The organism is Paenibacillus chitinolyticus (genome assembly GCF_045038035.1).
In the GTDB taxonomy this organism is placed as follows: Bacteria; Bacillota; Bacilli; order Paenibacillales; family NBRC-103111; genus Paenibacillus_F; species Paenibacillus_F chitinolyticus_A.
On the sequence record NZ_CP173427.1, the window covers coordinates 2,257,398 to 2,282,240 of the forward strand.

Genomic DNA, 24,843 nt, shown 5'->3' on the forward strand with positions numbered 1-24,843 from the left:
GTTTAAACATATAAACCTAAAGATTATACGGAGGTTTTTTCTTATGACAACACAGGCACCGTCACGCGTTTTAATCATTCAAGGACATCCCGACCGGGAGAGCTACTGCACCGCTTTGGCGGAATCGTACCGCAAGGGGGCAACCGCCGCCGGAGCGGAAATACGTTTCGTCCAGATCAGCGATCTCGATTTCAATCCGAATCTGGCTTACGGGTACAGAAAGCGGACGGAGCTGGAGCCCGATCTGCTTGGAATCCAGGAGTCGATCCGCTGGGCCGATCACGTCGTGTTTGTGTATCCGACCTGGTGGTGGTCCATGCCCGCTCTTCTCAAAGGGTTGATCGACCGCGTATTTCTTCCGGGCTTCGCTTTTAAGTACAAAAGCAAGGATTCAATCACCTGGGAAAAGCTGCTTAAGGGGAAGAGCGCCCGCCTCATTGTGACGATGGACACTCCGGTATGGTATTATCAGACTATAGGCGGAAGTCCCGGCCACAAGGTGATGAAGAAGGGGACCCTCGAATTCAGCGGATTTAAGCCGGTACGCGTAACAACGCTCGGATCGCTCAAATTATCTACGGCGGACAAGCGGAAATCCTGGCTGAACAAAGCCGAGAACCTCGGCCGCAAGCTGATCTAGACGTCCTCCTCCGACATCCGCTTGGGCCGCATCGATGAAGAAAGATGTGATCGTATGAGCGGAACAACTGAACGGACTACGATGGAATACTTCGAGCAGTGTACGAATCTGTTCCGGACGTTGGGAGACCCGGCCAGACAGCAGATTATTCTGCTGCTCGGCAAGCACGGGCCCATGAACGTCAAAAGCATCACGGAACATTCGCACCTATCTAGACCGGCCATTTCCCATCATCTGAAACTGCTCAGGCAGGCGGAGATCGTAACGATCCGTCAGCAGGGCACGGAAAAATATTATGCGCTGGATGCGGGATCGGCCATGAAGCTCATGAAAGATCTTATCGCGGCGTTCGAAAAAGAATGCCCGCCGGAAGCGGGGGGCGGGGAAGAAGGGGAAGGGCAGCCTTGCGAAGGCGGCGCCGCTGCCGAACGTTAGATGCCGTCATGCTGCCGAAGGATGCCAAGAGTATTCCGGAGCGACATGTTCTCCGCCGGATCAGATCAAGAACATCGCGACGACGGTCGTGACGGCCAGGCCGAGCATTACCGGCTTCAGGTTCCGCCGGGCCAGCTCGAAAGGATCGACCCCGCAGATGGCGGCGGCAGGAATAAGCGCCCACGGGATGAGCGTGCCGCCTCCGACCCAGATGGCGGCCACTTGGCCGAGAGCCGTCAAGGTAGCGGCTCCCGCGCCGAGGGCGGATGAGAACAGGTGGGCGACCGAGCCTGCCAGCGAGATGCCGGAGAAGCCGGAGCCGTCCAGCCCGGTGATAGCCCCTACGGCTGTCAGGGTGACGGCGCTTGCGGCCGGATGGACGGGCACGGACTGGGCCAGCGCCAATCCGAGATCGTTCACGATCCCGTGTGAAGCGGCCGGGAGGACATGCCCGTACAGCTCGGTAAGAGCCGCGTCGCCAAGGTAAAAGAAGGCCGCGATCGGAATGACGGGACCGAACACCTTGAAGCCGAAATGAAACCCGTCAACCAGGTAAGCGGTCGTTTTACCGAACCCGCCCCGGCGGTGGGCCATGAGCGAGACGAGCAGCAGGATCAGGGCTGCCGTCCCGCCGATCAGAGCGGTCGCTTCCCCTCCCTGCAGGTTCAGCCGGAACATGGCCGCAATGTCGGCCGCGAACAGCAGGGGAATCGCGACCGCGAGAACCAGGCGCCGCCTGCCGGACAGCAGCTTCCCGCCCGAAGAAGCGCTCCCGATGAGGGGCGCCGGCGGCTTGATGGCGCTTTCCGGCTTCAATGCGCCGCTTCTCAAATCTCGCCGCAGGAACCAGAAAGCGGCCGCGGTCGTGACCGCTCCCATCACGGCGACGAGCGGGATGGAAGCTTCCATGACGCTGCCGACGGGAAGTCCGGCGGCGTCGGCGGTCAGCTTCGGGGCGGCCTGGATGACGTAGTCGCCGGAAAGCGCGATGCCGTGGCCGAACAAGTTCATGGCAACGGCCGCCCCGATGGCCGGCAGACCGGCCCGGACCGCCGCCGGGAGCAGCACGGCCCCGATCAGCGCAACGGCCGGCGACGGCCAGAAAAACCAGGAAACGGTCATCATAACGATGCCGATGATCCAGAAGGCCGCTCCGGGGCTGCGGATGAGCTTCGCCGCGGGTGAAATCATCGTGTCGCTGACGCCGGACAACGAAAGAACCTGGCTCATGCCGACGATGACCGAGATAACGAGTATGGTCGGCAGAAGCTCTTTCATGGCATAGATGAGGCTCGTGAAAATGCCTCCGACCGATTGGGGAAGAGAACCGGTAGCGGCGAGGCCAAGCAAGAAAATGCCGATCAGGCAAACCGGCGTCGTGTCTTTACGAAACAGCATAAACCCGATAATAAGGGCAATAAAACATACATAAACGACATGCAGTCCCACCAGTTCCACGCTCACGGGAATCCCTCCGTCTTGGGCTTACATCCTGTACTGCTACAGCTTATGCAGGTCCCGTACGAAGGTTCCGGGCCGATCCGGCCCGTCCGTGCAGCAAAAAGAAACCCCCTCGCCCGAGGGGGTTTTTAGCAGTTAATAAGAATAGTTATTTATCATCTAAAGGTTGTTCCTGCTATTTAAATAGGTGCAAATTTGTAAGGTATAGGTATGTAGGGTCGGCTTCATTTCATCTCTATTTATACGGGTTTGCTGGCTTGCTTACTTAGGCTGCTCCTCCGCGCTTTCTGTTTTGGCGCTGAATTCGCATTTTTCTCTGGAGTAAATCATTGTACAGCTATTGAGGCTCGAACGGATTTTCACCTGGTCCTGGTTGTATTTCTCGATAAAACCTCGTCCGATTTGGACATACACATCGTTGTGATCCATTCCCCAGATGTAGACTTCGGTCTGCGAAAGCGCTGCGGCGAACAATTCGATATCCATTTCCAACAACTTCGTTCCATAAATCATCTCATCGTACACCCCAACTCCATAGTAAATCGTTTTTTCTATCGTTCCTACCAATATAGACAGGTCGAGGCTTCCAATAATCACACGGCCTGGCAGTTTTTTTTGTCCGGAATCAGTTTCTTTTGTCAAAAATCGCGGGATTCGCTACAATCAGAGAAGGTTAGACAGCAGGTTAACGGATAAAGGGGAAAAAAGCATGAAATTCGAAGTGAAATTTATCTCATTTTTTGTCATACGCGAAGAAGGGACGGGCAAGGCTTACCGTCATTTTCAGACTTTGGACGGGGATGCCTACGAAGGCAGTGCGCTCGAACAGTTTCTGGGTGGCGAGTTTGCCCGGCTGGCCAAACGCAAAGTGGAGCGTAATCCGCAGTCGGAACAGGTTCCGACCAAAATCGGACGATTTATAACGGAACCGGGGTGCGGACTCGAAACGAATCCGAACTACAATATGTTCGCGAGACTTCGCAGTGCCTCGTCACGAGACGATTTTCTGAAAGAAAGCGACGAGCTGGCAAGAGCTTACATCCAGACGAGTTCGGTGCGCAGCGGAGCGTTCATTACGGCCAGCGCCAAGCTGCCGCAGTATTTCGACGAGCCGTTCGTATTCGTAATGAAATGCGATTTCGAGCCCAAAATAGCCCGCATTACGGATGAATCCAGTCTGCTGCATGAAGTGGAAATGGCCATCAACGCGAAAAATATGAAAGCGATCCAGTATCCGTATATGCCGGAGGTCGGCATGCTTGAGGACTGGGAGCTGAAAATTCATCAGCCGTCGCACGCCAAATATTTCGAGGATCTGCTTAAATTCGTGGAGTATGAAAAATCGATGCCGGAGCTGCTTAATCATCAGGTTGTCAATCTGGTTCAGCAGCATATCGAGCAGACGCTGGAAGCACATCCCGAGCAGAAAGAAGCGGAGGAGAGGGACCTTGAACTTTGGGCGGCAAGCGAGAAGCGCGAGCTGCAGGAGAAATGGGCGCCTGAGCTTGTCATGGAGGCTGCCAACTTTCTGGTGGAGCAGCAGCCGGATCTGGGCATGACGTTTAAGCTCGATCATTTGACCGTAAAAGGGAAGCTCGCGGATTACGGGAGAAAAGTACATTTTGCTAAGTTCGGCGATCAGTATGTCGTCCTGCTGAGCGGAAGCTCCCTCCATTTCGAGAAGGGAGTTTCACCCGTGGAGCTGCTTCAGCCCGAAGATATCCAGTCCGTTCTGGCACGGTTGGAACGCGAAGCCGCGCAGGACGCAGACGGCGGAGATTTTTAAAAAGGCGGCTCCTCCCCGGTACGGGGTGTGCTAAAATAAGAATTATGGGCAAGGGAGCTGATGAGCTGTGGGGATCTTGGACGGTTTATTGGGAAACGCTTCGGAAATGTCTCCGGAGAAGCTTCAGAAGGAACTGGAGCCGTTTCTTATTCCGGGCGAGCAGGTGCAGATCGCGTACAAAATCATCCGGGACGGGTTCGTTTTTACGAACAAGCGCCTCATTCTGATCGACAAGCAAGGGGTGACGGGCTCCAAGGTCGAATACATGTCCGTTCCTTACAAAAGTATTATCCGGTTCGCGAAAGAGAGCGCGGGAACGTTCGATCTGGATGCCGAGCTGAAAATCTGGCTGTCGAGCACCCACGAGCCTATCGTCAAGAAATTTAACAAAAGCGCCAACATTAACGACGTGTACGCGATGCTCAGCCGCTATGTATTGGGATAAAACGCATAAACAAAGAAAGCCTTCGGACCGAAAGGACCGGAAGGCTTTTTTCGTGTGAAGACGGAATCCTGCGGAGAAAAGAAGTTACTCCCCTAAAACGTTTTCGGGCTTCGGTTCTGGACCTTTGCCGTCGGCCAGCTTGTCGCCGAACTGGTCGAGTCTGCCCGGATGACTGGCCGGACCGCGATTTTTGGGCTTGCTGTTTCTTCCTGCCATGGAATCCACCTCCGGTTGTTAGTTTGCTTGCACGGTGAACAATTCATGCACCGAACGAAGGCGGAATAATGAGAAAAATAGCGAAGAACCGCGCGCAAAAATTGGCGTACGATTCTAACTATACAAATTGTATTTATGTTGATACAATATGTATCGAATAGCCTATTCATCTCTCATCAAAGCAAACAGGAGGAGCGACGAACCGGTTTTCGCATCCTTTGGAACCGCAGCTGGTGCGGGTCAACAAAAATTTGTACATCAGCCGGGGAGACCCGCAGTATTTCGATAAAGTGATCCGCTATGCCGATAAAACGTCTCCCGAAGCACATTTTCGCATGGGAGAGCGGGCAAGGGAGCAGGGGAACCTGCCCAGGGCGCTTTTTCATTATCAAGAGGTGATGAAAACGTACCCCTCCCCGTTTTACTCCGACGCCAACCGGGCTGTGCACGAGCTGGCGAAGCGGGAGGAAAACGATCTGGCGGGAGTCCGCAAAGAGCTGGAAGCGGCGACGGGAAGCAAATTCAACAAATTTTTGCGGACTTTCCTCTATGCGCTCATCGTCATCAATTTGGTCCTGCTGGTCGTTCTCCTCTCGGGAGCAGGAAACAAACAGACCGCTTCCGCCGCGGAAAACGGAACGCCCTCAAGCTACGAATCGCATGCGGTACAGCCTCAAGAAAGAAGCAGCTTCTCGCCGGAAGCTGCTTCTTTACGCCCGGAGGAATTTTCCGGCGTGAAACCGGATGAACGGCCTTATCTTCTGAGGGTTGCCCCTGACACGGACAACGCCCGGACGGAGACGATTCTCCGGGAGGAGATGGAGCTTCTTATCGGGCGGAATCCGCAGAAAAGCCGGGTTATTTACGTCGTCCGTCTGACCGGACAAGAGGCTTTCCCGGGTAAGGACGGGCAAGCGGTCCCGGTCAAGGACCCCGCCGAAGTGAAGGGCGCTTTCGCGGCGGCGGAATATGCGCCGACGCTCCGTAAAACCGCAGAGATCACCTATCTGGATGAAGGCGCGCCGCGCGCTCAGGTGCTGACGCGGGTAGGCGCCCAGCTCATCCGCACGGCGCTCGGGGCCTACGCGGCGGACCACGGAGGGGAATTTCCGGCAAGCCTGGACGAGCTGGTCCGCGATTATCCCGGAAATTACCTCAGCTTCGTGCCGCGGGAAGCCGTGACGGGCTCAACCCGGGTGAGCCCGTCTTACGACGGCGGAGGCGGGTGGGTCTACCGGCCCGCCGCCGGAGACGCGGGTTCGGCTTTGACGCCGAACCTGCCGGGGGCTTCGCTTGCGGGTATCATCCTTCCCGCAAGCGCTGCCGCACAGGCGAACGTCCCGTTCGAGCCTGTGCGGGTGACCGTGAGCAAGCGGGAGCACCGCTTGCTCTTAACTGCCGGAGGCGCGGTGCTGGAGGCCCGCGCCGGAATCGGCCGTCCGGAGTCGCCGACGCCGGACGGCACGTTCGCCGTGCGGGAGCGGGTCCTCGCTCCTGCGGGCAGGACGCCGGGCGTGTACGGCGCTGCGGCGCTGGGTCTGGGCGCCATCGCGGTGCACGGCACGGCCGATGCCGCTTCTGTCGGCGCCGGGCGCTCGCTCGGCTGCATCCGGGTCGGCGATGCCGACATGCAGGCGCTGTTCGCGCTCGTGCCGAAGGGCAGCGCGGTCCGCATCGCCGATGCTGCGCCTGCGGTCGGCGGATTGTCCGCGCCCGGACCTGCGCCCGCCGCCGATGCCCTGCACGCATCTGGGGCTGCGCCTGCGGCAGGAGCCGGGCCCGCAGCCGTTGCCGCCTCGGGCGGGGCGCCTGTAAAGGGCACGGCGTCCGTCGCCGGCGGGCTGGAACTCGCGGCGGCTGCCGAGGCGCTGCGCCCTCCGGGAGCGCCTGCCGTGCGGGAGCGAGCCCCGGCGGGGACCGTGTTCCACTGGCTCGGCTGACTGCATCCGCTATTTGATTACAAGCGTCCGGAGAGGGGAGTTTCCCTGCCGGGCGCTTTGTATTTCCTTCCCGTATCCCCTACAATAGGAAGAAGGAGAATACGGAAACGAACCGGTTCTATAGCGCAGCAATATAACGGCGGAAGTTTCCGGACACACAACATCCGGGAGGAACTTATGATGCTTATAATGAACGAGAAAATAAAAGCGGCCGAGGTGGAGCTTACGGGCTTGAACGGGGAAAAACTCGGAGTAATGCCGAGGGAAGAAGCGCTGAAACTGGCGAAGGCAGCGGACGCCGATCTGGTCTGCACGTCTTTGATGAGCAGCCCGCCCCCCTGCAAGCTTGCCGCCCGCGGCACGGCGAAACAGGCGGTCCAGAAAGACAAGCAGGCTGCCCGCCGTCAGGACAAGCCTCTGAAAGTGAAGGAGCTTAGACTCACCGTTCACATCGAGGACCACGACTACGAAACGAAACAGAGGCAGGCCGAGAAGCTTCTGGCTTCCGGGAACGCCGTACAGCTCGTCGTCCGCATCCAGGGCAAAGAAGGACCGAAAGCGAAGGAGCTTCTGGAACGGCTCGCTAAGGACTTGTCCGCCGCCGGCACGAAGGAGACGAACATCCAGGTCAGCGGCAAGCAGGCAGCAGTACGCGTCAATCCGTCATAGAAATTGCCTCCGGTATCCGGCTCAGAAGTGAACGCATGGTTTCCGGGCACTGAGTCAGGCACGAAAACTAAAAGCGCGGGATTGTCCTGTGACGAACCCCGCCATGCGGAAGCCGTACGTAAAATTACGCTGCATTTGCAGCGCAGACGGCGTCCCGCGCAATCCGGCGTGTTCTCTGCGTCCCGGCAAAAAAAACAAAAGAGCAGTCTCCCTTTCGAATCAGGGAGACTGCTCTTTTGCCGTTCACATCGCCCGATCCGGTCGTGACGGGCAATTTCCTTCCGGCGAGCGCGGATCGTTTCCGGTTCTCCCCGCGGAAGCGGGACCTGCCCGGCCGGGCGTTCTGCACCCAGCGGTCCGGTTTGCTCGTGCCAACGGCCGTCTAGCCGCCGGGAACCGACAAGATGAAGCCAAGCGCTTTTCGATTGGATTCTCCATCGCTTGATTGTGACGCCCAGGCCCCTTTGGGCCGCCGGGAGGCTGCTCCTTCCATCCTTTTGCATGTACGGGTTCAAAAAAACAGCTCCAACCCGGATGGGTGAAGCTGTCTCGTAATGCGCTGCGCAATCGCCGTATCGGCGCGTTTCGCCGCTGGGTTAAAGGTGCTGCTTATTTCAAGTTTTCGGGGTTCAGACACTCCAGCTCGGGAATAACGAAACGTCCGTCTTTGCGGATAAGCACGTCGTCGAACCAGATTTCGCCGCCACCGTATTCGGGACGCTGGATAAGCACGATATCCCAGTGAACGGAAGAGCGGTTGCCGTTGTCGGCGATTTCGTAAGCTTGTCCCGGCGTGAAGTGAATGGAGCCGTCGATTTTTTCATCGAATAGGGTATCTTTCATCGGGTGCAGAATGTACGGGTTCACGCCGATCGCAAATTCACCGATATAACGTGCGCCTTCATCCGTATCCAAAATTTCGTTCATGCGGACGGAGTTGTTGCTCGTCGCTTCTACGATTTTTCCGTTTTCGAATTTCAGGACGACGTTCTCGAAAGAAGTTCCGGAGTAAACAGTCGGCGTGTTATACGAAATGATACCGTTTACGGTGTTGAGCACGGGAGCGGTGTACACTTCGCCGTCGGGAATGTTGCGCTTGCCGCAACACTTGATCGCCGGAATGTCTTTGATGGAGAACGAAAGATCGGTGCCCGGAGAAACAAGGCGTACCTTGTCGGTCCGGTTCATGAGCTGAACGAGAGGTTCCATCGCCGTTTCCATTTTGCTGTAGTCAAGGTTGCACACCTGGAAGTAGAAGTCTTCGAACGCTTCGGTGCTTGTATTGGCCAGTTGGGCCATGGAGCCGTTCGGATAGCGCATGACGCACCATTTCGTATGGTTGACACGCTGGTTGGTCACCGGTCTGGAGTACACGCTCATGTACAGCTTCAAGCGGTCTTCCGGAACGTCCGCGGTTTCCGTCACGTTGTCGCCGGCGCGCACGGCCACGTAAGCCTGCATTTCTTTCATGCGGCTTAGTTCGATCTCGGCTTTTTTCTCGAGCGTTTCGCGGGTAGCACCGAGCATCATGCTGCGGTTGATCGCGGGATCGCGGAGTTCGACGATTGGATTGCCGCCGACCGCGTACACTTCTTCGATAAAGCACTTCGCGAGCTCCGGATCTTTAACGCCGATCAACTCGATCAGGATATTTTCGCCCTGCTGAAGTTCAACCGAATAGCGGATAATGTTGCGTGCAAATGTAACCATTCTTGGATCTCTCATGGACAGGAACTCCTTCTATGTAAAAAATGTCAGTACAGGGTACTGAAAGCATGCTTCTTCCCATTATAGTACATTTTGGGGATGTGTAGAAGACGGCTCCAAAAATAGTGTGAAATATGGAACATACATTCTTCTGGTGGTCAATTATTTCGTTAAATCTGCCGTGCGCCTGAGATTACAGTGTGTTCAGGGACCGTTTCGGGTAAAATGAAAGCAACCACGCAAGGCTAAACGAAAACGGCCACAAGGAGGCGTTCGCAAATGGCGAGAGGCAATACGATGGTGCCTTTTGGATACGAAGAAGAGCCGCCCGCTCAGCGCGGAACACTGCTCATTTTTGAAACGTTTGAAGACTGGTCGGAACACGAAGCCGGTATGGTGGAAGCGATCGCGGACGAACGCAAATTCCGAAAAGTCGTCTTTTATCCCCAGCATGAAGAAAGCTTGAAGCGGATGGGCGTACCCTGCGCGGCCGCGTATCACAAACGGGTAAAGCTGCTGGAAGAGCTGCTCCGGGACTTGCCCGCCGAGAGATACACGGTGGACACGTGGGAAGGCAAGCGCAAGAAATATACGCCCGTCGACACGTCGCTCCGGTTTCTGACCGACAAATACGCCAGCCCTTATTTTATCATGATGAACGATCGTTATGCAGCCATGTTTGCGGGGTACAAAGGCTTCGACGAATGGATCCGGAAGGTCCGGCTGCTCGTCTGGAGACGGTTCGGCGTACCGCTTCCGGGCAAGCTGCTGGCTTACGGAGACCGACTGGACTTTATCGGAGAAAACGGGGAAAGCGTTGAAGTCTAAAAAAAATTAACCGCAGGTCAATTCACAAGCGTCCCAGCCGATGGTACAATAGTCGAGGTGTTTTTCATTAGGCTGGGAGGTTTATCATCATGAACGTATCGTCGGTAAAGACGATGAGTCCGACACGCCGCCTGGTGCTTCTGCTGCTGGTAGTCATCATTTCAGGTTTAAGTCAAGGACTTCTGCTCCCGCTGCTTACCATCCTGCTGGAACAAACAGGGGTATCTTCGGGAGTAAACGGGTTTAACGCCGCCGCCATGTATATCGGCAGCTTCGCGTCCATGTTCGTAGTCGAACGGATTCTGCTCGCGCTCGGTTATAAGAAAATTTTAATTCTTGGAATCGCTATGGAAACAGTGGCTATTCTGCTGATCCCTGTATGGGGGAATCTTACGTTCTGGTTTATTTTGCGGTTTATTATCGGATTCGGAAATTCCATCCTGCATTACACGACGCAGCTTTGGATTCTCACCTCGGCTCCCCCGGAACGACGGGGCCGCTATATTTCTTATTACGGCATGGCCTACGGAGTCGGATTCAGCATCGGACCGGCGGGCATCAATCTGCTCGCGCTCGGTTCCTACGCGCCGTTTTTGACGGTCGCGGTGTTCTACACGGTTGTTATTTTGCTGCTGCAAAGGCTTCCCGACCAGCAGGTCCAGTCGGAAGGAAAGGAATCGCCCGCCCAGAAGCGGTACGGCACAGCGGCCAAAATCGCCTGGTTCGCGCTTATCCCGACCTTCCTGTACGGCTACACCGAAGCGGTGCTGAACAGCAGCTTCCCGCTCTACGGTCTCCGGCTCGGACTCAGCGATACGTCGGTATCCATGCTGCTTCCGCTTGTCGGTTTCGGCGGACTGATTCTGCAGCTGCCGCTCGGCATGCTGAGCGACAAAATCGGCCGCAAGCCCGTGCTTCTGGCGGCCGCCGCAATGGGAGCCGCGGCTTTCCTGGCCGTACCGTTCGCCGGGAGTTCCGTATGGGGAATCGGCCTTCTCCTGCTGACGGCAGGGGGGATGATCGGGTCCTTCTTCTCGCTGGGACTCGCATATGCGGCCGACCTGCTCCCGCGGGAGCTTCTTCCGTCAGCCAACGTGATCGGCTCGATTCTGTTCAGTATCGGCAGCGTTGTCGGGCCTAATCTGGGGGGACTGGGCATCCAGTATATCTCCCTCAGCAGCCTCTTCTTCCTGCTTGGCTCCGTGTATGTCTTGTTCGTTCTTACCGGGCTTGCGGTCCGGACCCGGAGAAAGGGGAGAGCCGACGGAGGAATCGGGCAAACGTAAACTGTCCGAGGTATGCCAGGCCGGTTTTGAGCCGCGGACAACCCGCAGCATCTATCTATCCGCTCGGCCGTCCGCCAGCAGCGTCTATCTATCCGCGCGGTTGTCCGCGTGTACTTGCAGCCTGCCGGCCGGATATGCCTGCTTATAGCAGTAAGCAGACATCCGCTTGCGAGGCAGAGATCCTTCTCCAACTTAAAAAGACCTGAATGCAGCCGAGGCTGTATCCAGGTCTTTTTTATGCGTCTGCGGGTTGCAGCCGTTGCTTAGGGAGTTAATGAAGATCCGTCAGCAGGGTATCCATGTAGCTTTCCGTTAAAGTGGTGAGCAGGCGTATGCCGATCTCGTTTTCTCCGCCTTCGGGAATAATGATGTCCGCATACTTTTTGGAAGGCTCGATAAAGGCGTCATGCATCGGTTTTACCGTCGTGATGTACTGATCGACAACCGATTCCAGAGAGCGGCCTCTTTCGTTCGTATCCCGCATAATGCGGCGCAAAATTCTGACGTCCGGGTCCGTATCGACAAACACTTTGATGTCGAGAGCTTTGCGCAGGTGCTCGTCCGTCAGGACGTGGATGCCTTCGATCACAATGATCGGCGTGCCTTGAATGTGCAGTGTTTCCGAGGAACGGGCGTGCTGTGTAAAATCATATATCGGGACCTGAATCTCACGGCCTTTCCGAAGTTCGCCGAGATGCTTCAGCAGAAGTTCATTTTCAAACGCGTTCGGATGATCGTAATTGATTTTGGCGCGTTCATCCATGGACAGCTCGCTGCGGTCCGCATAGTAATTGTCCTGGCAAATGAGTGTTACGTTTTTCGTTCCGAGCTCGTCTATGATCGAACGGGCGACCGTTGATTTCCCCGAACCGGTTCCCCCGGCTATCCCAATGACTAACATAAATTATGAAGGCCCTCCCTGTTCAGCGCCCTTTAAGATAAGGCCGGCGCTTTATATACCCTGAATAGTTTATCATACTGTAGAATTTTTTCAAAAAGAAAAAGCTCCTTTCGGAGCGTAATTCACCGGACTTGCTTCGGCGTATGGTAATGATCTTCGCTTACTTCCAAATCCTGCTTGGCTTGCTGCAGTTGTTCGATCGTCTGTTGGAGCTGCTGACCGTACCGGTCCCCGTCGAACGACCGGATTTGGGCGGCCGCTTCAGCTACCTGACGTTTGGCCGAGTCCAGTTTGGCCTGTGCCCGCTGGATCGCATTCGGATCGGCCTGTGTAATGGCCCCCTGGAGCTCGTGCTCCGCTTCCTGCGCCGCCAGAATGGCCGCGTCCGCCGCCTCGACGGCATGCCGGATAAACTGCTGGTGCTGCTGGCTTTCTACCATGCGTAACAACCTCCTTTTTCTATACGATGTACATTTGCGGACAGATTCATTCGGTTATTTCCTTGGCGGAACTATATTTCCTGGGTAAGCGCAAAACTCGATAAACCTGCCGAAATTTCGACATAATATTCTGACAATTCGAAAGATAATCTGTAATCGTTAAACAACCCGTTATGGAGCGACGCGATTTGGGCACCCTACGAAAGATAACGACAGCGGAGGTGAATGTGCGAATGCCGTTCAACAAATCGACCAAAATAGATGACAAACAAAACAAAAGCCGGTTGAAATCGGAAGCAGTAACCTTAAATTCACGCAAAGCATCGGAGTATCCGCCGAACTTAAACGAAATTAATAAAAACGAATCGTAAAACCTGAGGAGAGTTCGCCCGCTTGTTAAAATTCTCATGAATAGACTTGATCCGGCGCTGTTTCCGATAAGGGCAGCGTCTTTCTTTTGTGCGGCACCATATATTTTTCTTTTGGTTAAAAAAGTTTCCCTATTGCAATATTTATTATTTTAGGGAATAATAACAGGGAAAAGAGAACTTTTTTTTTACTCATTAACTTTCCCTAGGGAAACATATTTTCCTTACGGAAAGAATGTGTCTAATGAGGGGCAAACCGTTGAATAAGTTCGCTTACCAATGATCAGGAGGAGAACAAAATGAATCGATTGCATGAACGGGCTGCGAAAAGGCGCGGGAGATGGAAGCGCGTATCCCTGGTGGTTTTGATCGTCGGAAGCGTGATGGCTCTGTCGGCCTGCAATTCCAAACCCGCATCAGTGGCCGAGGATAAAGCCGGAGACGCAGGCAAGGTCCGCATTACGACCACGATCGGTATGATTGCCGATATTGCGCGCGAGATAGGCGGGGAACATGTAGAAGTAACCAGTCTGATGAAATCGGGGGTCGATCCTCATCTGTACAAAGCTTCCCAAGGCGATATCTCGAAGCTTGACAAAGCGGACATCATTTTTTATAACGGTCTGCATCTGGAAGGGAAAATGACGGAGATTCTGCAACAAATGGGCGGCAAAAAACCGACGGTTGCCGTGTCTGATCCCATTGACCGCAAGGAGCTCCGTTCGGGAGACGATGTCGGTACCCAGTATGACCCCCATATCTGGTTTAATGTGAAACACTGGATGACCGCTTCGGAAAAAGTCCGGGATGAACTGATCCGATTCGATTCCGCACACGAACAGGATTACCGCAGCAAGTCCGACGCTTATTTGGCGAAATTAAAAGAATTGGATACCTACACCCGGTCCGAGATTGCCTCCGTATCCGAAGGCGCCCGGGTCCTCGTTACCGCGCACGACGCCTTCGGCTATTTCGGTGACGCATACGGCATCAAGGTTATGGCCCTTCAAGGGATGAGCACGGCTTCCGAATACGGGTCCAAGGACGTGACCGATCTGCGCGATTTTCTGGTGGCCAACAAAATCAAAGCCGTTTTTATCGAAACCAGTGTTCCCCAGAAAGCGATAGACGCCGTTATCGAAGGCGCGAAGCAGAAAGGCCATGAGGTCAAGATCGGAGGTACTTTGTATTCCGACGCCATGGGTGAGGAAGGCACGAACGAAGGGACGTATATCGGAATGGTCCGCCACAATGTCGACACGATCGTGAAAGCTTTGAAATAAACGAACCAAGGAGGATGCATCATGCAGATTCAGCATCTCGCGCAGGAGAACCGGCATACGCCGCCCCTGCTCATTGAAGGAATGACCGTCGCTTACCGGAAGCAGCCGGTGCTCAGGCAGGTCACTTTCGCGGCTCCCGAAGGAAGTCTGGTCGGCATAGTCGGACCGAACGGCGCGGGAAAATCGACCCTGATCAAGGCTGCGCTCGGTTTAATCCCGCGGGTAGAGGGGCGGGTGTCCATTTACGGCAAGCCGTACCGGGAACAGCGCAAACGGGTCGGTTACGTTCCGCAGCGGGAATCGGTGGACTGGGATTTCCCGACGAACGCGCTTGATGTCGTCACGATGGGGACCTACGGCCGGCTCGGCTGGTTTCGCAGACCCGGCGGGGCCCAGCGGAAGCTGGCGCTGGAATGCCTGGAAAAGGTCGGGATGGCCGACTTTGCCTCCCGTCAGATCAGCCAGTTGTCGGGCGGGCAGCAGCAGCGCGTTTTTCTGGCAAGAGCTCTGGCTCAAAACGCGGACTTGTATTTTATGGATGAGCCGTTCGTCGGTGTGGATGCCGCAACGGAGCGTGCGATTATTACGCTGCTGGAAGAGCTGAAAAATCAGGGGAAAACGGTGCTGGTCGTCCATCATGACCTGTCGACTGTGGAAGAATACTTCGATACGGTCATGCTGCTGAATGTCAGTCTGATTGCCGCGGGTCCCGTTTCCGAGGTATTTAACCGAAACAATCTTCAAAAAACTTACGGGGGTCGTCTGGCTCTGCTAGACCGGCGTTTGTAGAAGCTAACGGAAAGGAGAGGGGTTGCTTTGCTGAATTGGTTAGAAGCCTTGAAGGATCCCAATACGCAGTGGATTCTCTACGGCAGTTCGCTCCTGGGACTCAGCGGCGGTGTGCTGGGCAGTTTCGCTTATTTGCGGAAGCAGTCTTTAATGGGAGACGCGCTGTCTCACGCGGCGCTGCCCGGCGTGTGCGCGGCTTTTATGGTGACCGGGTCCAAGTCCATCCTGGGCTTCCTTGCGGGAGCCGCTATCTCGGGTTTGTTAGCTACGTTAAGTATCGGCTGGATGACCCGGCACTCCAAAATAAAGCAGGATACGGCTCTAGGCATCGTTTTATCCGTCTTCTTCGGATTCGGCATTGTTCTGCTGACTCAGATTCAGCACAGTCCCAGCGGCAATCAGAGCGGACTGGATAAGTTCCTGTTCGGGCAGGCGGCATCCATGGTCATGAAGGACGTCTACACCATGGCGGGCGTCTCCGTCCTGCTTCTGCTCGTTTGCTCGCTGTTTTACAAAGAGTTGAAGCTTACCAGCTTCGATACGGGATTTGCCAAAGGAATCGGTTATCCGACCGCGCTGCTCGACCAGTTTGTCCTGCTGCTCATTCTGGTTGCCGTCGTTACGGGCATTCAAGCGGTGGGGGTCGTTCTGATGGCGGCGCTGCTCATCACCCCGGCGGTCGCGGCAAGATACTGGACGGAAAAGCTCGGAACCATGGTCGTTCTGTCCGGCTTGTTCGGTGCGATAAGCGGTGCGCTGGGCACACTGCTCAGCACGATCGGCAGCAATATGCCGACGGGTCCGCTCAGCGTTCTCGCGGCAACGGCCTGGTTCCTGGTTTCGCTCGTGTTCGGCACGCGCAAGGGACTCATGCCCAAACTTCTGCTGAAATGGTCGGTATACCGTTCGGTTCAAAAGGCGAAACTCCCGTATGGGGGCAAGGGAGCGCAGAGGGAAGGGGTGAGTTTCGGTGATTAGCGGATGGATTATTTTAACCGGCGTTCTTGTCGCTTGCGCCTGCTCTCTGGTCGGGTGTTTCCTGGTACTGAGGAATATGGCGATGATCGGCGACGCGATCAGTCATTCCGTTTTGCCGGGTATTGTGATCGCATTTCTGATCAGCAGCTCCCGGGATTCCTTCATCATGATGCTGGGGGCATCCGCGGTCGGCCTGCTTACCGTTTTTTTAATCCAGTTTTTTAAGCAGAGCGGAGTACAGGCCGATGCTTCCATCGGTGTCGTCTTTACGGCGCTTTTTGCGGTGGGAGTCGTACTTGTCAGCCTTTATGCGGGTCATATCGACCTGGATTTGGATTGTGTTCTGTACGGCGAAATTGCTTACGTGCCCTGGGATACCCTCACGATTTCCGGAATAGCCGTGGGGCCCAAAGCAGTCTGGGCGGTCGGCCTGACTTTTCTCCTCAGCCTGCTGCTTATCGGAATGTTTTTCAAACAATTTAAACTTTGTTCCTTCAATCCGGCTATGGCTGCCGCTTTGGGAATTCCCGTGGCGTTGTTTCATTACTTGCTCATGGGGCTAGTTTCGATGACGACCGTAGCTTCGTTCGAAAGCGTAGGCGCTATTCTCGTTGTCGGTATGCTCGTCGTGCCGCCCGCGACAGCCTATCTTCTGACGGAACGGCTGAGTGTCATGATTCCGCTCAGTATGGGGATCGGAGCGGCAAGCGCGGTTTTGGGTTACGGGTTAGCCTACCTGCTGGACGCATCCATAGCGGGCTGTATCATTTGTGCCGCGGGAGGGCTGTTCGTCCTTGCTTTTCTGTTTTCTCCCGGTCAAGGCGTCGCAGTCCGCAAGTGGAGCCGGCCCCGCCCTTCTGATATCCGGAAACCCGCATAAAAGCGGGTTTTTATTTTGCGTTCAGGAAGCGGATTTGATAGGGAAAGCTCGGGACGACCTCCAAAAGTAAGAAAATCCCCGTAAAATCACGATGCATACCGTTTTGTTTAGCGGTAAAATTGTAGTATGCTAATCATACTGGAACGATAGATATAAGGGAGGGGCGGAAATGGCTTCACTTGGTTTGGTGCTTGAGGGCGGAGGAATGCGCGGCGTTTATACCGCGGGGGTCCTCGAGTATTTAATGGAGAAGGACTGGTACGTTCCTTACGTAATCGGCGTTTCTGCCGGCGCATGCAATGCGGCATCGTATCTTTCCCGGCAGCCGGGGCGCAATAAGAAAGTCACGATCGGGTTCGTTACCGACCGCAGATATATCAGTTACCGTAATCTGATCCGGGAAAAGAGCATTTTCGGGATGGATTTTATCTTCGACGAAATCCCGAATAACTTGGTTCCTTTCGATTTTCAAACCTTTTACGGAGAAAGTCATGAACTTGTAATCGGAACGACGGATGCGCTAAGCGGAGAAGCGGTCTTTTTCCGGAAAAACGAAGCGCCCGAAATGTCGCTGTCGCTTATAAGGGCATCAAGCTCGCTGCCGTTCGTCTCCCAGCCCGTGCTGTATCAGGAGAGAACGCTGTTTGACGGCGGCATCACCGCGCCCATTCCGATTCATCAGTCGATGAAAGACGGGAACGAACGCAATATCGTGGTGCTCACCCGCCCGAAGGGCTATAGGAAGAAACCGTTCAAGCAGCAGTGGCTGGCTCAGCGGTTTTATCCGTCTTATCCGGGTCTTGTCCGCGCAATGGTGGAGCGCAGCCTGGTTTACAACCGGACGCTGGATGAAATCGAGCGGCTGGAACGGGACGGCCAAGTCATCGTGATCCGTCCGTCAGCCCCGTTCAAGGTAGGGCGGATGGAGAAGGATGCGTCCAGGCTCGAAGCGCTGCACGATCTGGGCTACAAAGATGCCTCGGAAGCGAAAGAAAAATTGCAGGAGTGGCTGTCTTAGCGGACAAGCTCTGCCCTTTACCTGGACAAACGGGGACCGTATGCTATAATAGACCCAGAAATGCACGACAACCGAATAAGACGCAGGGGTGCTGGAATCGGCCGGCTGAGATTGTATCCCATAAAGATACTGACCCTTACACCTGATCTGGATAATGCCAGCGTAGGAAACCGTACGGATACTATCGACTTTATGTGCGCTCCCGATCAGGGGGCGCTTTTTGGCTTGTCTGCAAGATAAAGAAGGAGAGAAGACAATGAAACGGGTCATACGTACAACAGCGCTTGCCGCGGCTTTTGCCGTAGCGCTTGCCGGATGCGGCAAATCAGGGGGAAAAGAAGGGGCGCAATCGTCGCCGGAAGCGGCTCAGACGCCTGCAGCGGTTCAGAAAACGGACATCAAAGTCGTTCTGGACTGGTCGCCCAACACGAATCATACCGGCCTCTACGTCGCTAAAGCCAAAGGCTATTTTGCGGAAAAAGGGTTAAATGTAGACATCATCCAGCCGGGAGCGGGAGGCGCGGACGCCATGGTCGCTTCGGGTGCAGCGGACTTCGGCGTAAGCTACCAGGAAGGGATTACGCAGGCCCGTACGCAAAGCGTGCCGATCGTTTCCATTGCGGCGATTATTCAGCACAATACGTCGGGTTTCGCCTCTCCGGCCGCTAAAAATATCAAGAAGCCCAAAGATTTCGAAGGTAAAACATACGGCGGGTGGGGATCTCCGGCCGAGAATGCGATGATCGACTCGCTGATGCAGACCGATAAGGCCGATCCGTCGAAGGTGAAAATCGTCAACATGGGCGACGCGGATTTCTTTACCGCCGTGAAGCGCGATATTGATTTCGCCTGGATTTATTACGGCTGGACAGGCATTGAATCCGAGCTTCGCAAGGAGCCGTTGAATATGGTGTATCTTACCGACTACTCGAAACAGCTCGATTACTATACACCGGTCCTCGCCACCAGCGAGAAAGTGATCAAAGACAAGCCCGAGCTCGTCAAATCGTTCCTGGAGGCGGCTTCGAAAGGTTACCAGTTCGCGATCGACAAGCCGGAGGAGGCGGCGGGAGTATTGTCCGAAGCGGTACCGGAGCTGGACAAAAATCTCGTGCTCGCCAGCCAGAAATGGCTGAGTCCGAAATACAAGGACGATGCTCCGCGTTGGGGCGAGCAGAAAAAAGAGGTATGGGAAAATTACGCGAAATGGATGCTGGATCACAAGCTTCTGGAGAAAAGCCTGGAAGCCGATAAGGCATTTACGAACGACTTTCTGCCCGCTGCCGGCAAGTGATGGCCAAAGCGGTGAAATTTTTCATCCGGTTTGCTTTATACGTTCATAGATGATGGCCGTTCTGCCAAGTGCGGCGAGGAGGATTTTCTTATGGCTAATGCACTCGTCAGTATTCAGATTATCCCGAAAACGAAAAACGGGGAAGATGTGATCCCTTATGTGGACCGCGCAATCGAAGTGATTCAGCAATCCGGTGTCAAGCATGAAGTTCATCCGCTGGAAACGACGATGGAAGGCGATTTGAACGAACTGCTGGACGTGATCCGGAAAATGAACGAAGCGATGATCGAGTTCGGCAGCCCCAATGTCATCTCGCAAGTGAAGATCTATTTCAATCCCGAGGGCGCATCGATGGACAAGCTGACGGAGAAATATCGTCCATGATCCGTTCCTTATGGAAGAAAGGATGGCCGCCTTTACTGACGGCCATCCTTCTGCTGCTTTTATGGCAGCTTGGCGTCACTTGGGCCGGCACGCCGGCCTGGAGGCTTCCGGCGCCCCTGCAGATCGTGGAGGAAGGCATCCGGCAGGCGCCCCTGCTGGGCAAGCACGTGAGCTTCACGGTTTCCATTACGCTGCTGGGCTTTGCAATCGGCTCGGCGCTCGGGCTGCTTATCGCCTGCCTGCTTCATGTGATCCCCGGAATGAAAGCGGCCTTCTATCCGCTGCTGGTCTTGTCCCAGAACGTTCCGACGATCGCGCTGGCGCCCCTCTTGATGATCTGGTTCGGCTTCGGACTGCTGCCGAAGCTTATTGTCATCACGCTTGTCTGTTTCTTCCCCGTAACGGTAGCGGCGCTCGGAGGGCTGTCAAACCCCGATCCGGGCATGCACCGTTACCTGGAAATGATCGGAGCACGGCGCAGCCAGCTGTTCTGGAAGCTGGAGCTTCCCTACGCGCTGCCGTCCGTCTTCTCGGGGCTGAAAATTTCCGCCACCTACAGCGTCATGGGCGGAGTTATCGCCGAATGGCTCGGTTCCGACAAAGGAATCGGCGTTTTTATGCTGCTGGCCAAGTCTTCTTTCCGCACGGACCGCGTGTTCGTGGCCATCTTCCTTATTGTCGTTCTGAGTCTCCTTCTGTTCGGAGCCATCGTGCTGCTGGAAAGATGGACCGTCCGCTGGAAACCCGATAAACATTAGGAGGAATGAAGCGATGAAAAAGCTGGAATTAAAAGAGATTTCCAAGTCGTTCTCCACAGGCGGGAGCGACACGAAAATTCTTAACGGGATTAACCTTTATGTAAACGAAGGGGAATTCGTCTCCCTGATCGGTCCTTCCGGCAGCGGGAAAACGACGCTGTTTCACCTCATAGGCGGATTGATCCGGCCTTCGTCGGGACAGATTGTTATGGAGGGCAGCGACGTGACCGGCAGGAAGGGGCTCGTCAGCTACATGCCCCAGCAGGCGTCTTTGTTTCCGTGGAGGAATGTGGAAGAGAACGTGATCCTCGCCCGGGAAACGGCAGGCCTGCCTAGAGCGGAATCGCTGGAGCTGGCCAGGGAATGGCTGTCTAAAGTGGGTCTGCAAGGCTATGAGAAGGAGCATCCTCATGTCTTGTCCGGGGGAATGCAGCAGCGTGTGTCATTTCTGCGGGCTCTGCTCAGTCCTCAGGAGCTGATGTGCCTGGACGAGCCGTTCGGTGCGCTGGATGCGTTGACGCGTGAGGAAATGCAGCACTGGCTGCTTAAAATATGGGAACAGAATAAGCGCTCCGTACTCTTCATTACGCATAGTCTGGAAGAGGCTCTACTGCTTTCGGACCGCATCTATCTGCTGTCGGATAAGCCGACCCGGATCGAAAGAGAGGTCATCGTTCCTTTCGAGCGTCCGCGTGCGCTCACGATTACGGAAGATCCGGCGTTTATTTCGATGAAAAGAGAACTGATCAATCTGATGAAGTCCGTAGGAAGCGGAAGCTGAAACATTCAGCTCCTCTGCCTGCGGGCTGTCTTGTATATCCGTACGCAAGTCACGTAGTAACCGGAAACGGAGGCCCGAAGAAATGAACAAAACGATGAGTGAATCGATCAAGGAACCGATGAATGAAATGAAGAGGGACGAACCCGGAGCCGTCGGTGATCGTAAGGTGCACGGTCCGGAAAAACTTCGCTATATCGATGCTCACATCCATCTGGAACAGTATGGAGAGCAGGAACGTTCCGTGATCTTCCAGGATATTGCGGACGGTATTCCCGTATCCATGCTGCTAGCCGTGTCCATGAACCTCCCTTCATGTCAGAGAACCCGGGAGCTTTACCGCCGGTATCCCCACCTAGTCCGGCCCGCTTACGGATTTCATCCCGAGCAGCCGCTTCCCCCGGAGGACGAGCTTGTGGAGTTGCTGGCTTGGATGGAGCAAACCGTTCACGAAGCCGCGGCAGTAGGGGAAGTCGGTCTGCCTTATTACATGCGGACGGAAGTTGAGCAGGCCGGGCAAGCCTTTTATTTACAGCCTTACATTGATTTGCTGGAGCGCTTTATAGCTTTTGCCGCTAAACACAACAAGCCTGTCGTTCTGCACGCCGTTTACGAAGACGCGGATCTTGTGCTTGACCTGCTGGAACGGTACCAAATAGAACACGCTCATTTTCACTGGTTTAAGGGTTCTGAAAAAACAGTCGAACGTATGATCGGTTTAGGGTATTATATATCTATAACCCCGGATATTTCCTACGAAGAGGAAATCAGACGGTTGGCGGTCCGCTATCCGCTGGAGCTAATGATGGCCGAAACGGACGGTCCATGGCCGTTCGAAGGAGCGTACGACGGCAGAATGACACATCCCCTGATGGTGGCTGACGTTGTGCGACATATTGCCGGGATTAAATCGGTAGCGGTAGAAGAAGCGGCTGCGCAAATATACGGCAACACATGCACCTTCTATAGGCTGCAGCCGCAGGCTTCCGGGTGACAGATCATGCAGGAAACGGGAGGAGTACATACAAATGGAGCTTGTACGATGCGGTTGGGTCAATCAGGACCCGCTCTACGTGAATTATCACGATCACGAATGGGGAGTTCCGGAGAGGGACGACCGGAAATTGTTTGAAATGCTGTGTCTCGAAGGCGCTCAGGCGGGTTTGAGCTGGTATACGGTGCTGAAGAAGAGGGAGCATTACCGGAACGTTTACGACGGGTTCGACGCGGAGAAAATTGCGGGCTACGGCGAGGACAAACTGGCCGAGCTGCTTCAGGACCCGGGAATCATCCGTAACCGGCTGAAAGTAAACGCGTTTGTCCGCAATGCGCAGGCGTTTCTGAAGATCAGGGAGAAAACCGGCAGCTTTGCGGACTATATCTGGAGTTTTGTGGATGGGCAGCCCGTACAGAATCATTGGGGTTCGCTGCAAGAAGTACCTGCAAGCACACCTCAGTCGGACGCGATGAGCAAAGCGCTAAAAAAAGACGGATTCACTTTCGTGGGCTCGACGATCTGCTACGCGTATATGCAGGCATCGGGGCTTGTCAACGATCATTTGACGACATGTATGTGTCATCCGGCCAACCGGAAATAAATGGGCCGTTCTGAAGCGGGCGGAACAAGCGGTGCTCGGCGTCACATGACGGTGATGATGCAGGGGAAAGGCCGGGTTATAAGCGGAATCATGCATAGTTTGGGGAAATCAGGATAAAGTACGAGAAGAAACAAAGGGAACCTCTAAAACCGGGGTTCCCTTTTGGTTTGTAAAGAGGGGATATCGGGCGGTTCAGGCGTACATCAGGATCTTCTCCTGCAGGCTCGAACGAATGAATTCGATGCGCTTGCGGATATAAAAATCGAGTGCCGCACCTTGAAGCTCTCGGGGAGAAACTCGGGTGTCCGTATCGTTATCTATAATGGTGACGGAGCCGTCATCAAAAAATTTAAAAGTCAAGTCATCCCATTGAGCATTCGTTTCGCCCAGCAGGTCGTCGATCTGCCATGAATGAAGAGCTTCCGTATCATTCAACATTTTCTGAAACCAAAAATCGCGTTCGATGAAGCGGACATTTTTCCACAGACTCACAGCAAAACCCTCCTTGGGTCGCATACGATAAGTATGCGAACGAATGTTTGTTTTTAGTATATCAAACGTTTGTTCCCGTGTGAAGTAGTTTTGCCATATTTTTTCTGAAAATGGCAATCATTTTTGTGAAAAATCCGTCATTTTCTATCCGAAAGCGGGAATAATAAGGCAAATGTCTGAATGGATCAATTGGAAAATACTTAAACCGCCTCGTAAATGACGCTTAAAATGGCGAAAACGGAAGCAGTCGGAAGCAAACAAGGCGTTCTGCAAAGCGGAAGGTTGAACAATAAGGAATTATTTTCAATATAAAACGTCCTGAAAAAAGTACAATTTTCCGTATTATAGAGCGCTTTCAAAAAGAGTATTTACAGAATCCGTGAACGGAGTTATGATAAAAACATATCTTGTATACAAGTATACCAGAAGGGAAATAAGACATCATGAGAATTGGTATGGTCGGTCTGGGTAAGATGGGTTACAATCTCGTTCAAAATTTGCTCCGTCACGGACATGAGGCAGTCGTATTCGATAAAGATCCCGCTCCGGGAAAGCGGCTCGCCGGGCTTGGCGCCGTTCCTTCGGAAAACTTGGAGGAATTGGTAGCTAACCTTCCCGCTCCCAGAACGGTGTGGATGATGGTACCCGCAGGGAAAATCGTCGACAGCGTAATTGATTCGCTGCTTCCGCTTCTTCAAGAGGGTGACGTGCTTATCGACGGCGGAAACTCCCACTATAAGGAATCGGTGGCACGTTCCGAAAAACTCGCCGCGCACGGGATTCATTACATGGATGTCGGAACTTCCGGAGGAACGGGAGGAGCCGAGCACGGCGGCTGTTTCATGATCGGGGGAAACAAGGACGCGTTCGAGAAAATCGAGCCCCTGTTCCGCGACATGGCCGTCGATAAAGGGTACCTTTATGGAGGCAAAAGCGGTTCGGGCCATTTTCTCAAAATGGTTCACAACGGAATCGAATACGGGATGATGCAGGCGATCGCGGAAGGCTTCGAAGTGCTGGACAAAAGCGGCTTCGACTTCGATTACGAGAAGGTAGCCGAAGTATGGTCGAACGGTTCCGTTATCCGGGGCTGGCTGATGGAGCTGGCCGGACAGGCTTTCTCCAAAGATCCGAAGCTGGAAGGAATCCGCGGCGTTATGCAGAGTTCCGGCGAGGGCAAGTGGACCGTGGAGACGGCGCTGGATCTCGGAGCGAATGCGCCGGTGATCGCGATGTCTTTGTTCATGCGCTACCGTTCGCTGGAAACGGACACGTTCCACGGCAAGGTTGTGGCCGCGCTGCGCAACGAGTTCGGCGGACATGCCGTCGTACGCAGCGGCGATTGAGACGAACGCACACGGCCCGCAGGTCGGCTGACCTGAAGCTTGTCCGGCATGGATGCTTCGGCTGAAGATATGCTACAATTGACATGACTTCGGAAGGCGGGAAAAGAAGGCTCTTTGGCCGGC

28 protein-coding genes and 1 riboswitch are annotated in these 24,843 nt (G+C 54.6%); of the genes, 21 read left to right on the forward strand and 7 right to left on the reverse strand.

What is annotated here, in order from left to right:
* Positions 1 to 43: 43 nt before the first annotated feature.
* Both ACI48J_RS10385 and ACI48J_RS10390 read left to right on the forward strand, forming a co-directional pair.
* Positions 44 to 640, forward strand: a complete 597-nt coding sequence (locus tag ACI48J_RS10385) for an NAD(P)H-dependent oxidoreductase (RefSeq protein WP_405082670.1) — start codon at positions 44 to 46, stop codon at positions 638 to 640.
* 54 nt (positions 641 to 694) lie between these two features.
* Positions 695 to 1,075, forward strand: coding sequence for an ArsR/SmtB family transcription factor (locus ACI48J_RS10390; RefSeq protein WP_405082671.1), 381 nt, complete (start codon positions 695 to 697; stop codon positions 1,073 to 1,075).
* Positions 1,076 to 1,135: 60 nt separating this feature from the next.
* Here ACI48J_RS10390 and ACI48J_RS10395 read toward each other — a convergent pair whose 3' ends face one another.
* A complete protein-coding gene (locus ACI48J_RS10395; protein ID WP_405082672.1) occupies positions 1,136 to 2,539 on the reverse strand; it encodes a hypothetical protein in 1,404 nt (467 codons plus the stop codon).
* Between the two features lie 258 nt (positions 2,540 to 2,797).
* Positions 2,798 to 3,049, reverse strand: coding sequence for a hypothetical protein (locus ACI48J_RS10400; RefSeq protein WP_405082673.1), 252 nt, complete (start codon positions 3,047 to 3,049; stop codon positions 2,798 to 2,800).
* Between the two features lie 196 nt (positions 3,050 to 3,245).
* On the opposite strand from ACI48J_RS10400, the gene ACI48J_RS10405 reads away from it, so the two are divergent.
* Positions 3,246 to 4,322, forward strand: a complete 1,077-nt coding sequence (locus tag ACI48J_RS10405) for a DUF3900 domain-containing protein (RefSeq protein ID WP_405082674.1) — start codon at positions 3,246 to 3,248, stop codon at positions 4,320 to 4,322.
* A gap of 67 nt (positions 4,323 to 4,389) precedes the next feature.
* Complete coding sequence (locus tag ACI48J_RS10410) at positions 4,390 to 4,767, forward strand: PH domain-containing protein (protein ID WP_405082675.1); 378 nt, start codon at positions 4,390 to 4,392, stop codon at positions 4,765 to 4,767.
* Positions 4,768 to 4,851: 84 nt separating this feature from the next.
* Here the strand turns inward: ACI48J_RS10410 and ACI48J_RS10415 are convergent, their stop codons facing one another.
* A complete protein-coding gene (locus ACI48J_RS10415) occupies positions 4,852 to 4,983 on the reverse strand; it encodes a hypothetical protein (protein ID WP_009672691.1) in 132 nt (43 codons plus the stop codon).
* A 218-nt stretch (positions 4,984 to 5,201) separates the two neighbouring features.
* Here ACI48J_RS10415 and ACI48J_RS10420 point away from each other — a divergent pair, with 218 nt between their 5' ends.
* The 3 genes from ACI48J_RS10420 (at position 5,202) to ACI48J_RS10430 (ending at position 7,978) form a co-directional block, all read left to right on the forward strand.
* Entirely contained in the window at positions 5,202 to 6,923 is a 1,722-nt protein-coding gene (locus ACI48J_RS10420; RefSeq protein WP_405082676.1) for a L,D-transpeptidase family protein, read from the forward strand.
* Between the two features lie 180 nt (positions 6,924 to 7,103).
* Complete coding sequence (infC, locus tag ACI48J_RS10425; protein WP_405083203.1) at positions 7,104 to 7,592, forward strand: translation initiation factor IF-3; 489 nt, start codon at positions 7,104 to 7,106, stop codon at positions 7,590 to 7,592.
* A gap of 236 nt (positions 7,593 to 7,828) precedes the next feature.
* Complete coding sequence (locus ACI48J_RS10430) at positions 7,829 to 7,978, forward strand: hypothetical protein (RefSeq protein WP_405082677.1); 150 nt, start codon at positions 7,829 to 7,831, stop codon at positions 7,976 to 7,978.
* Between the two features lie 223 nt (positions 7,979 to 8,201).
* Here the strand turns inward: ACI48J_RS10430 and ACI48J_RS10435 are convergent, their stop codons facing one another.
* Complete coding sequence (locus ACI48J_RS10435) at positions 8,202 to 9,317, reverse strand: aminopeptidase (RefSeq protein ID WP_405082678.1); 1,116 nt, start codon at positions 9,315 to 9,317, stop codon at positions 8,202 to 8,204.
* Between the two features lie 261 nt (positions 9,318 to 9,578).
* On the opposite strand from ACI48J_RS10435, the gene ACI48J_RS10440 reads away from it, so the two are divergent.
* On the forward strand, positions 9,579 to 10,127 hold the full coding sequence (locus ACI48J_RS10440) for a hypothetical protein (RefSeq protein WP_405082679.1): 549 nt from the start codon (positions 9,579 to 9,581) through the stop codon (positions 10,125 to 10,127).
* An 89-nt stretch (positions 10,128 to 10,216) separates the two neighbouring features.
* Complete coding sequence (locus ACI48J_RS10445; protein ID WP_326052952.1) at positions 10,217 to 11,413, forward strand: MFS transporter; 1,197 nt, start codon at positions 10,217 to 10,219, stop codon at positions 11,411 to 11,413.
* Between the two features lie 271 nt (positions 11,414 to 11,684).
* Here the strand turns inward: ACI48J_RS10445 and udk are convergent, their stop codons facing one another.
* Positions 11,685 to 12,314, reverse strand: coding sequence for a uridine kinase (gene udk / locus ACI48J_RS10450; RefSeq protein ID WP_326052953.1), 630 nt, complete (start codon positions 12,312 to 12,314; stop codon positions 11,685 to 11,687).
* A gap of 122 nt (positions 12,315 to 12,436) precedes the next feature.
* A complete protein-coding gene (locus ACI48J_RS10455) occupies positions 12,437 to 12,754 on the reverse strand; it encodes a hypothetical protein (RefSeq protein WP_405082680.1) in 318 nt (105 codons plus the stop codon).
* A gap of 667 nt (positions 12,755 to 13,421) precedes the next feature.
* Here ACI48J_RS10455 and ACI48J_RS10460 point away from each other — a divergent pair.
* The 11 genes from ACI48J_RS10460 to ACI48J_RS10510 all read left to right on the forward strand — a co-directional run bounded on the left by ACI48J_RS10460 (position 13,422) and on the right by ACI48J_RS10510 (position 22,882).
* A complete protein-coding gene (locus tag ACI48J_RS10460; RefSeq protein ID WP_405082681.1) occupies positions 13,422 to 14,405 on the forward strand; it encodes a metal ABC transporter solute-binding protein, Zn/Mn family in 984 nt (327 codons plus the stop codon).
* A 21-nt stretch (positions 14,406 to 14,426) separates the two neighbouring features.
* Positions 14,427 to 15,194 carry a metal ABC transporter ATP-binding protein gene (locus ACI48J_RS10465; RefSeq protein WP_405082682.1) on the forward strand — a complete coding sequence of 256 codons (768 nt, stop codon included), beginning with the start codon at positions 14,427 to 14,429 and terminating at the stop codon, positions 15,192 to 15,194.
* 27 nt (positions 15,195 to 15,221) lie between these two features.
* The gene (locus tag ACI48J_RS10470) at positions 15,222 to 16,172 is read left to right on the forward strand and encodes a metal ABC transporter permease (RefSeq protein ID WP_405082683.1); all 951 of its coding nucleotides are present in this window, start codon (positions 15,222 to 15,224) and stop codon (positions 16,170 to 16,172) included.
* Positions 16,165 to 17,052 carry a metal ABC transporter permease gene (locus tag ACI48J_RS10475; RefSeq protein WP_405082684.1) on the forward strand — a complete coding sequence of 296 codons (888 nt, stop codon included), beginning with the start codon at positions 16,165 to 16,167 and terminating at the stop codon, positions 17,050 to 17,052. The genes ACI48J_RS10470 and ACI48J_RS10475 overlap by 8 nt, the downstream gene beginning before the upstream one ends.
* Positions 17,053 to 17,221: 169 nt before the next feature.
* On the forward strand, positions 17,222 to 18,070 hold the full coding sequence (locus ACI48J_RS10480) for a patatin family protein (RefSeq protein WP_405082685.1): 849 nt from the start codon (positions 17,222 to 17,224) through the stop codon (positions 18,068 to 18,070).
* Between the two features lie 74 nt (positions 18,071 to 18,144).
* Positions 18,145 to 18,257, forward strand: a riboswitch (TPP riboswitch).
* Between the two features lie 69 nt (positions 18,258 to 18,326).
* Positions 18,327 to 19,364 (forward strand): ABC transporter substrate-binding protein, encoded by a 1,038-nt coding sequence (locus ACI48J_RS10485; protein ID WP_405082686.1) that lies wholly within the window; start codon positions 18,327 to 18,329, stop codon positions 19,362 to 19,364.
* Positions 19,365 to 19,454: 90 nt separating this feature from the next.
* Positions 19,455 to 19,748, forward strand: coding sequence for an MTH1187 family thiamine-binding protein (locus ACI48J_RS10490; protein ID WP_009672780.1), 294 nt, complete (start codon positions 19,455 to 19,457; stop codon positions 19,746 to 19,748).
* Positions 19,745 to 20,506, forward strand: coding sequence for an ABC transporter permease (locus ACI48J_RS10495; RefSeq protein WP_405082687.1), 762 nt, complete (start codon positions 19,745 to 19,747; stop codon positions 20,504 to 20,506). Before ACI48J_RS10490 ends, ACI48J_RS10495 begins: the two co-directional genes overlap by 4 nt.
* 13 nt (positions 20,507 to 20,519) lie before the next feature.
* Positions 20,520 to 21,287 carry an ABC transporter ATP-binding protein gene (locus ACI48J_RS10500; protein WP_405082688.1) on the forward strand — a complete coding sequence of 256 codons (768 nt, stop codon included), beginning with the start codon at positions 20,520 to 20,522 and terminating at the stop codon, positions 21,285 to 21,287.
* A gap of 82 nt (positions 21,288 to 21,369) precedes the next feature.
* Positions 21,370 to 22,278, forward strand: coding sequence for a TatD family hydrolase (locus ACI48J_RS10505; RefSeq protein ID WP_405082689.1), 909 nt, complete (start codon positions 21,370 to 21,372; stop codon positions 22,276 to 22,278).
* A gap of 34 nt (positions 22,279 to 22,312) precedes the next feature.
* Complete coding sequence (locus ACI48J_RS10510; protein ID WP_405082690.1) at positions 22,313 to 22,882, forward strand: DNA-3-methyladenine glycosylase I; 570 nt, start codon at positions 22,313 to 22,315, stop codon at positions 22,880 to 22,882.
* 192 nt (positions 22,883 to 23,074) lie between these two features.
* Here ACI48J_RS10510 and ACI48J_RS10515 read toward each other — a convergent pair whose 3' ends face one another.
* Positions 23,075 to 23,374: a hypothetical protein gene (locus tag ACI48J_RS10515; protein WP_326052965.1), complete on the reverse strand. Its 300-nt coding sequence runs from the start codon at positions 23,372 to 23,374 to the stop codon at positions 23,075 to 23,077.
* 443 nt (positions 23,375 to 23,817) lie between these two features.
* Here ACI48J_RS10515 and gnd point away from each other — a divergent pair, with 443 nt between their 5' ends.
* Positions 23,818 to 24,720, forward strand: a complete 903-nt coding sequence (gnd, locus tag ACI48J_RS10520) for a phosphogluconate dehydrogenase (NAD(+)-dependent, decarboxylating) (RefSeq protein ID WP_405082691.1) — start codon at positions 23,818 to 23,820, stop codon at positions 24,718 to 24,720.
* Positions 24,721 to 24,843: the final 123 nt, after the last annotated feature.

What these genes read in the sequence shown, in the direction of transcription:
- infC (WP_405083203.1), top strand. Translation starts at nt 7,104, where the DNA reads ATGCTTATAATGAACGAGAAAATAAAAGCGGCCGAGGTGGAGCTTACG.
- udk (WP_326052953.1), bottom strand. Translation starts at nt 12,314, where the DNA reads ATGTTAGTCATTGGGATAGCCGGGGGAACCGGTTCGGGGAAATCAACG.
- ACI48J_RS10435 (WP_405082678.1), bottom strand. Translation starts at nt 9,317, where the DNA reads ATGAGAGATCCAAGAATGGTTACATTTGCACGCAACATTATCCGCTAT.
- ACI48J_RS10455 (WP_405082680.1), bottom strand. Translation starts at nt 12,754, where the DNA reads ATGGTAGAAAGCCAGCAGCACCAGCAGTTTATCCGGCATGCCGTCGAG.
- ACI48J_RS10505 (WP_405082689.1), top strand. Translation starts at nt 21,370, where the DNA reads ATGAACAAAACGATGAGTGAATCGATCAAGGAACCGATGAATGAAATG.
- ACI48J_RS10400 (WP_405082673.1), bottom strand. Translation starts at nt 3,049, where the DNA reads ATGATTTATGGAACGAAGTTGTTGGAAATGGATATCGAATTGTTCGCC.
- ACI48J_RS10465 (WP_405082682.1), top strand. Translation starts at nt 14,427, where the DNA reads ATGCAGATTCAGCATCTCGCGCAGGAGAACCGGCATACGCCGCCCCTG.
- ACI48J_RS10485 (WP_405082686.1), top strand. Translation starts at nt 18,327, where the DNA reads ATGAAACGGGTCATACGTACAACAGCGCTTGCCGCGGCTTTTGCCGTA.
- ACI48J_RS10415 (WP_009672691.1), bottom strand. Translation starts at nt 4,983, where the DNA reads ATGGCAGGAAGAAACAGCAAGCCCAAAAATCGCGGTCCGGCCAGTCAT.
- ACI48J_RS10490 (WP_009672780.1), top strand. Translation starts at nt 19,455, where the DNA reads ATGGCTAATGCACTCGTCAGTATTCAGATTATCCCGAAAACGAAAAAC.
- ACI48J_RS10440 (WP_405082679.1), top strand. Translation starts at nt 9,579, where the DNA reads ATGGCGAGAGGCAATACGATGGTGCCTTTTGGATACGAAGAAGAGCCG.
- ACI48J_RS10460 (WP_405082681.1), top strand. Translation starts at nt 13,422, where the DNA reads ATGAATCGATTGCATGAACGGGCTGCGAAAAGGCGCGGGAGATGGAAG.
- gnd (WP_405082691.1), top strand. Translation starts at nt 23,818, where the DNA reads ATGAGAATTGGTATGGTCGGTCTGGGTAAGATGGGTTACAATCTCGTT.
- ACI48J_RS10510 (WP_405082690.1), top strand. Translation starts at nt 22,313, where the DNA reads ATGGAGCTTGTACGATGCGGTTGGGTCAATCAGGACCCGCTCTACGTG.
- ACI48J_RS10500 (WP_405082688.1), top strand. Translation starts at nt 20,520, where the DNA reads ATGAAAAAGCTGGAATTAAAAGAGATTTCCAAGTCGTTCTCCACAGGC.
- ACI48J_RS10405 (WP_405082674.1), top strand. Translation starts at nt 3,246, where the DNA reads ATGAAATTCGAAGTGAAATTTATCTCATTTTTTGTCATACGCGAAGAA.
- ACI48J_RS10495 (WP_405082687.1), top strand. Translation starts at nt 19,745, where the DNA reads ATGATCCGTTCCTTATGGAAGAAAGGATGGCCGCCTTTACTGACGGCC.
- ACI48J_RS10480 (WP_405082685.1), top strand. Translation starts at nt 17,222, where the DNA reads ATGGCTTCACTTGGTTTGGTGCTTGAGGGCGGAGGAATGCGCGGCGTT.
- ACI48J_RS10445 (WP_326052952.1), top strand. Translation starts at nt 10,217, where the DNA reads ATGAACGTATCGTCGGTAAAGACGATGAGTCCGACACGCCGCCTGGTG.
- ACI48J_RS10385 (WP_405082670.1), top strand. Translation starts at nt 44, where the DNA reads ATGACAACACAGGCACCGTCACGCGTTTTAATCATTCAAGGACATCCC.
- ACI48J_RS10390 (WP_405082671.1), top strand. Translation starts at nt 695, where the DNA reads ATGAGCGGAACAACTGAACGGACTACGATGGAATACTTCGAGCAGTGT.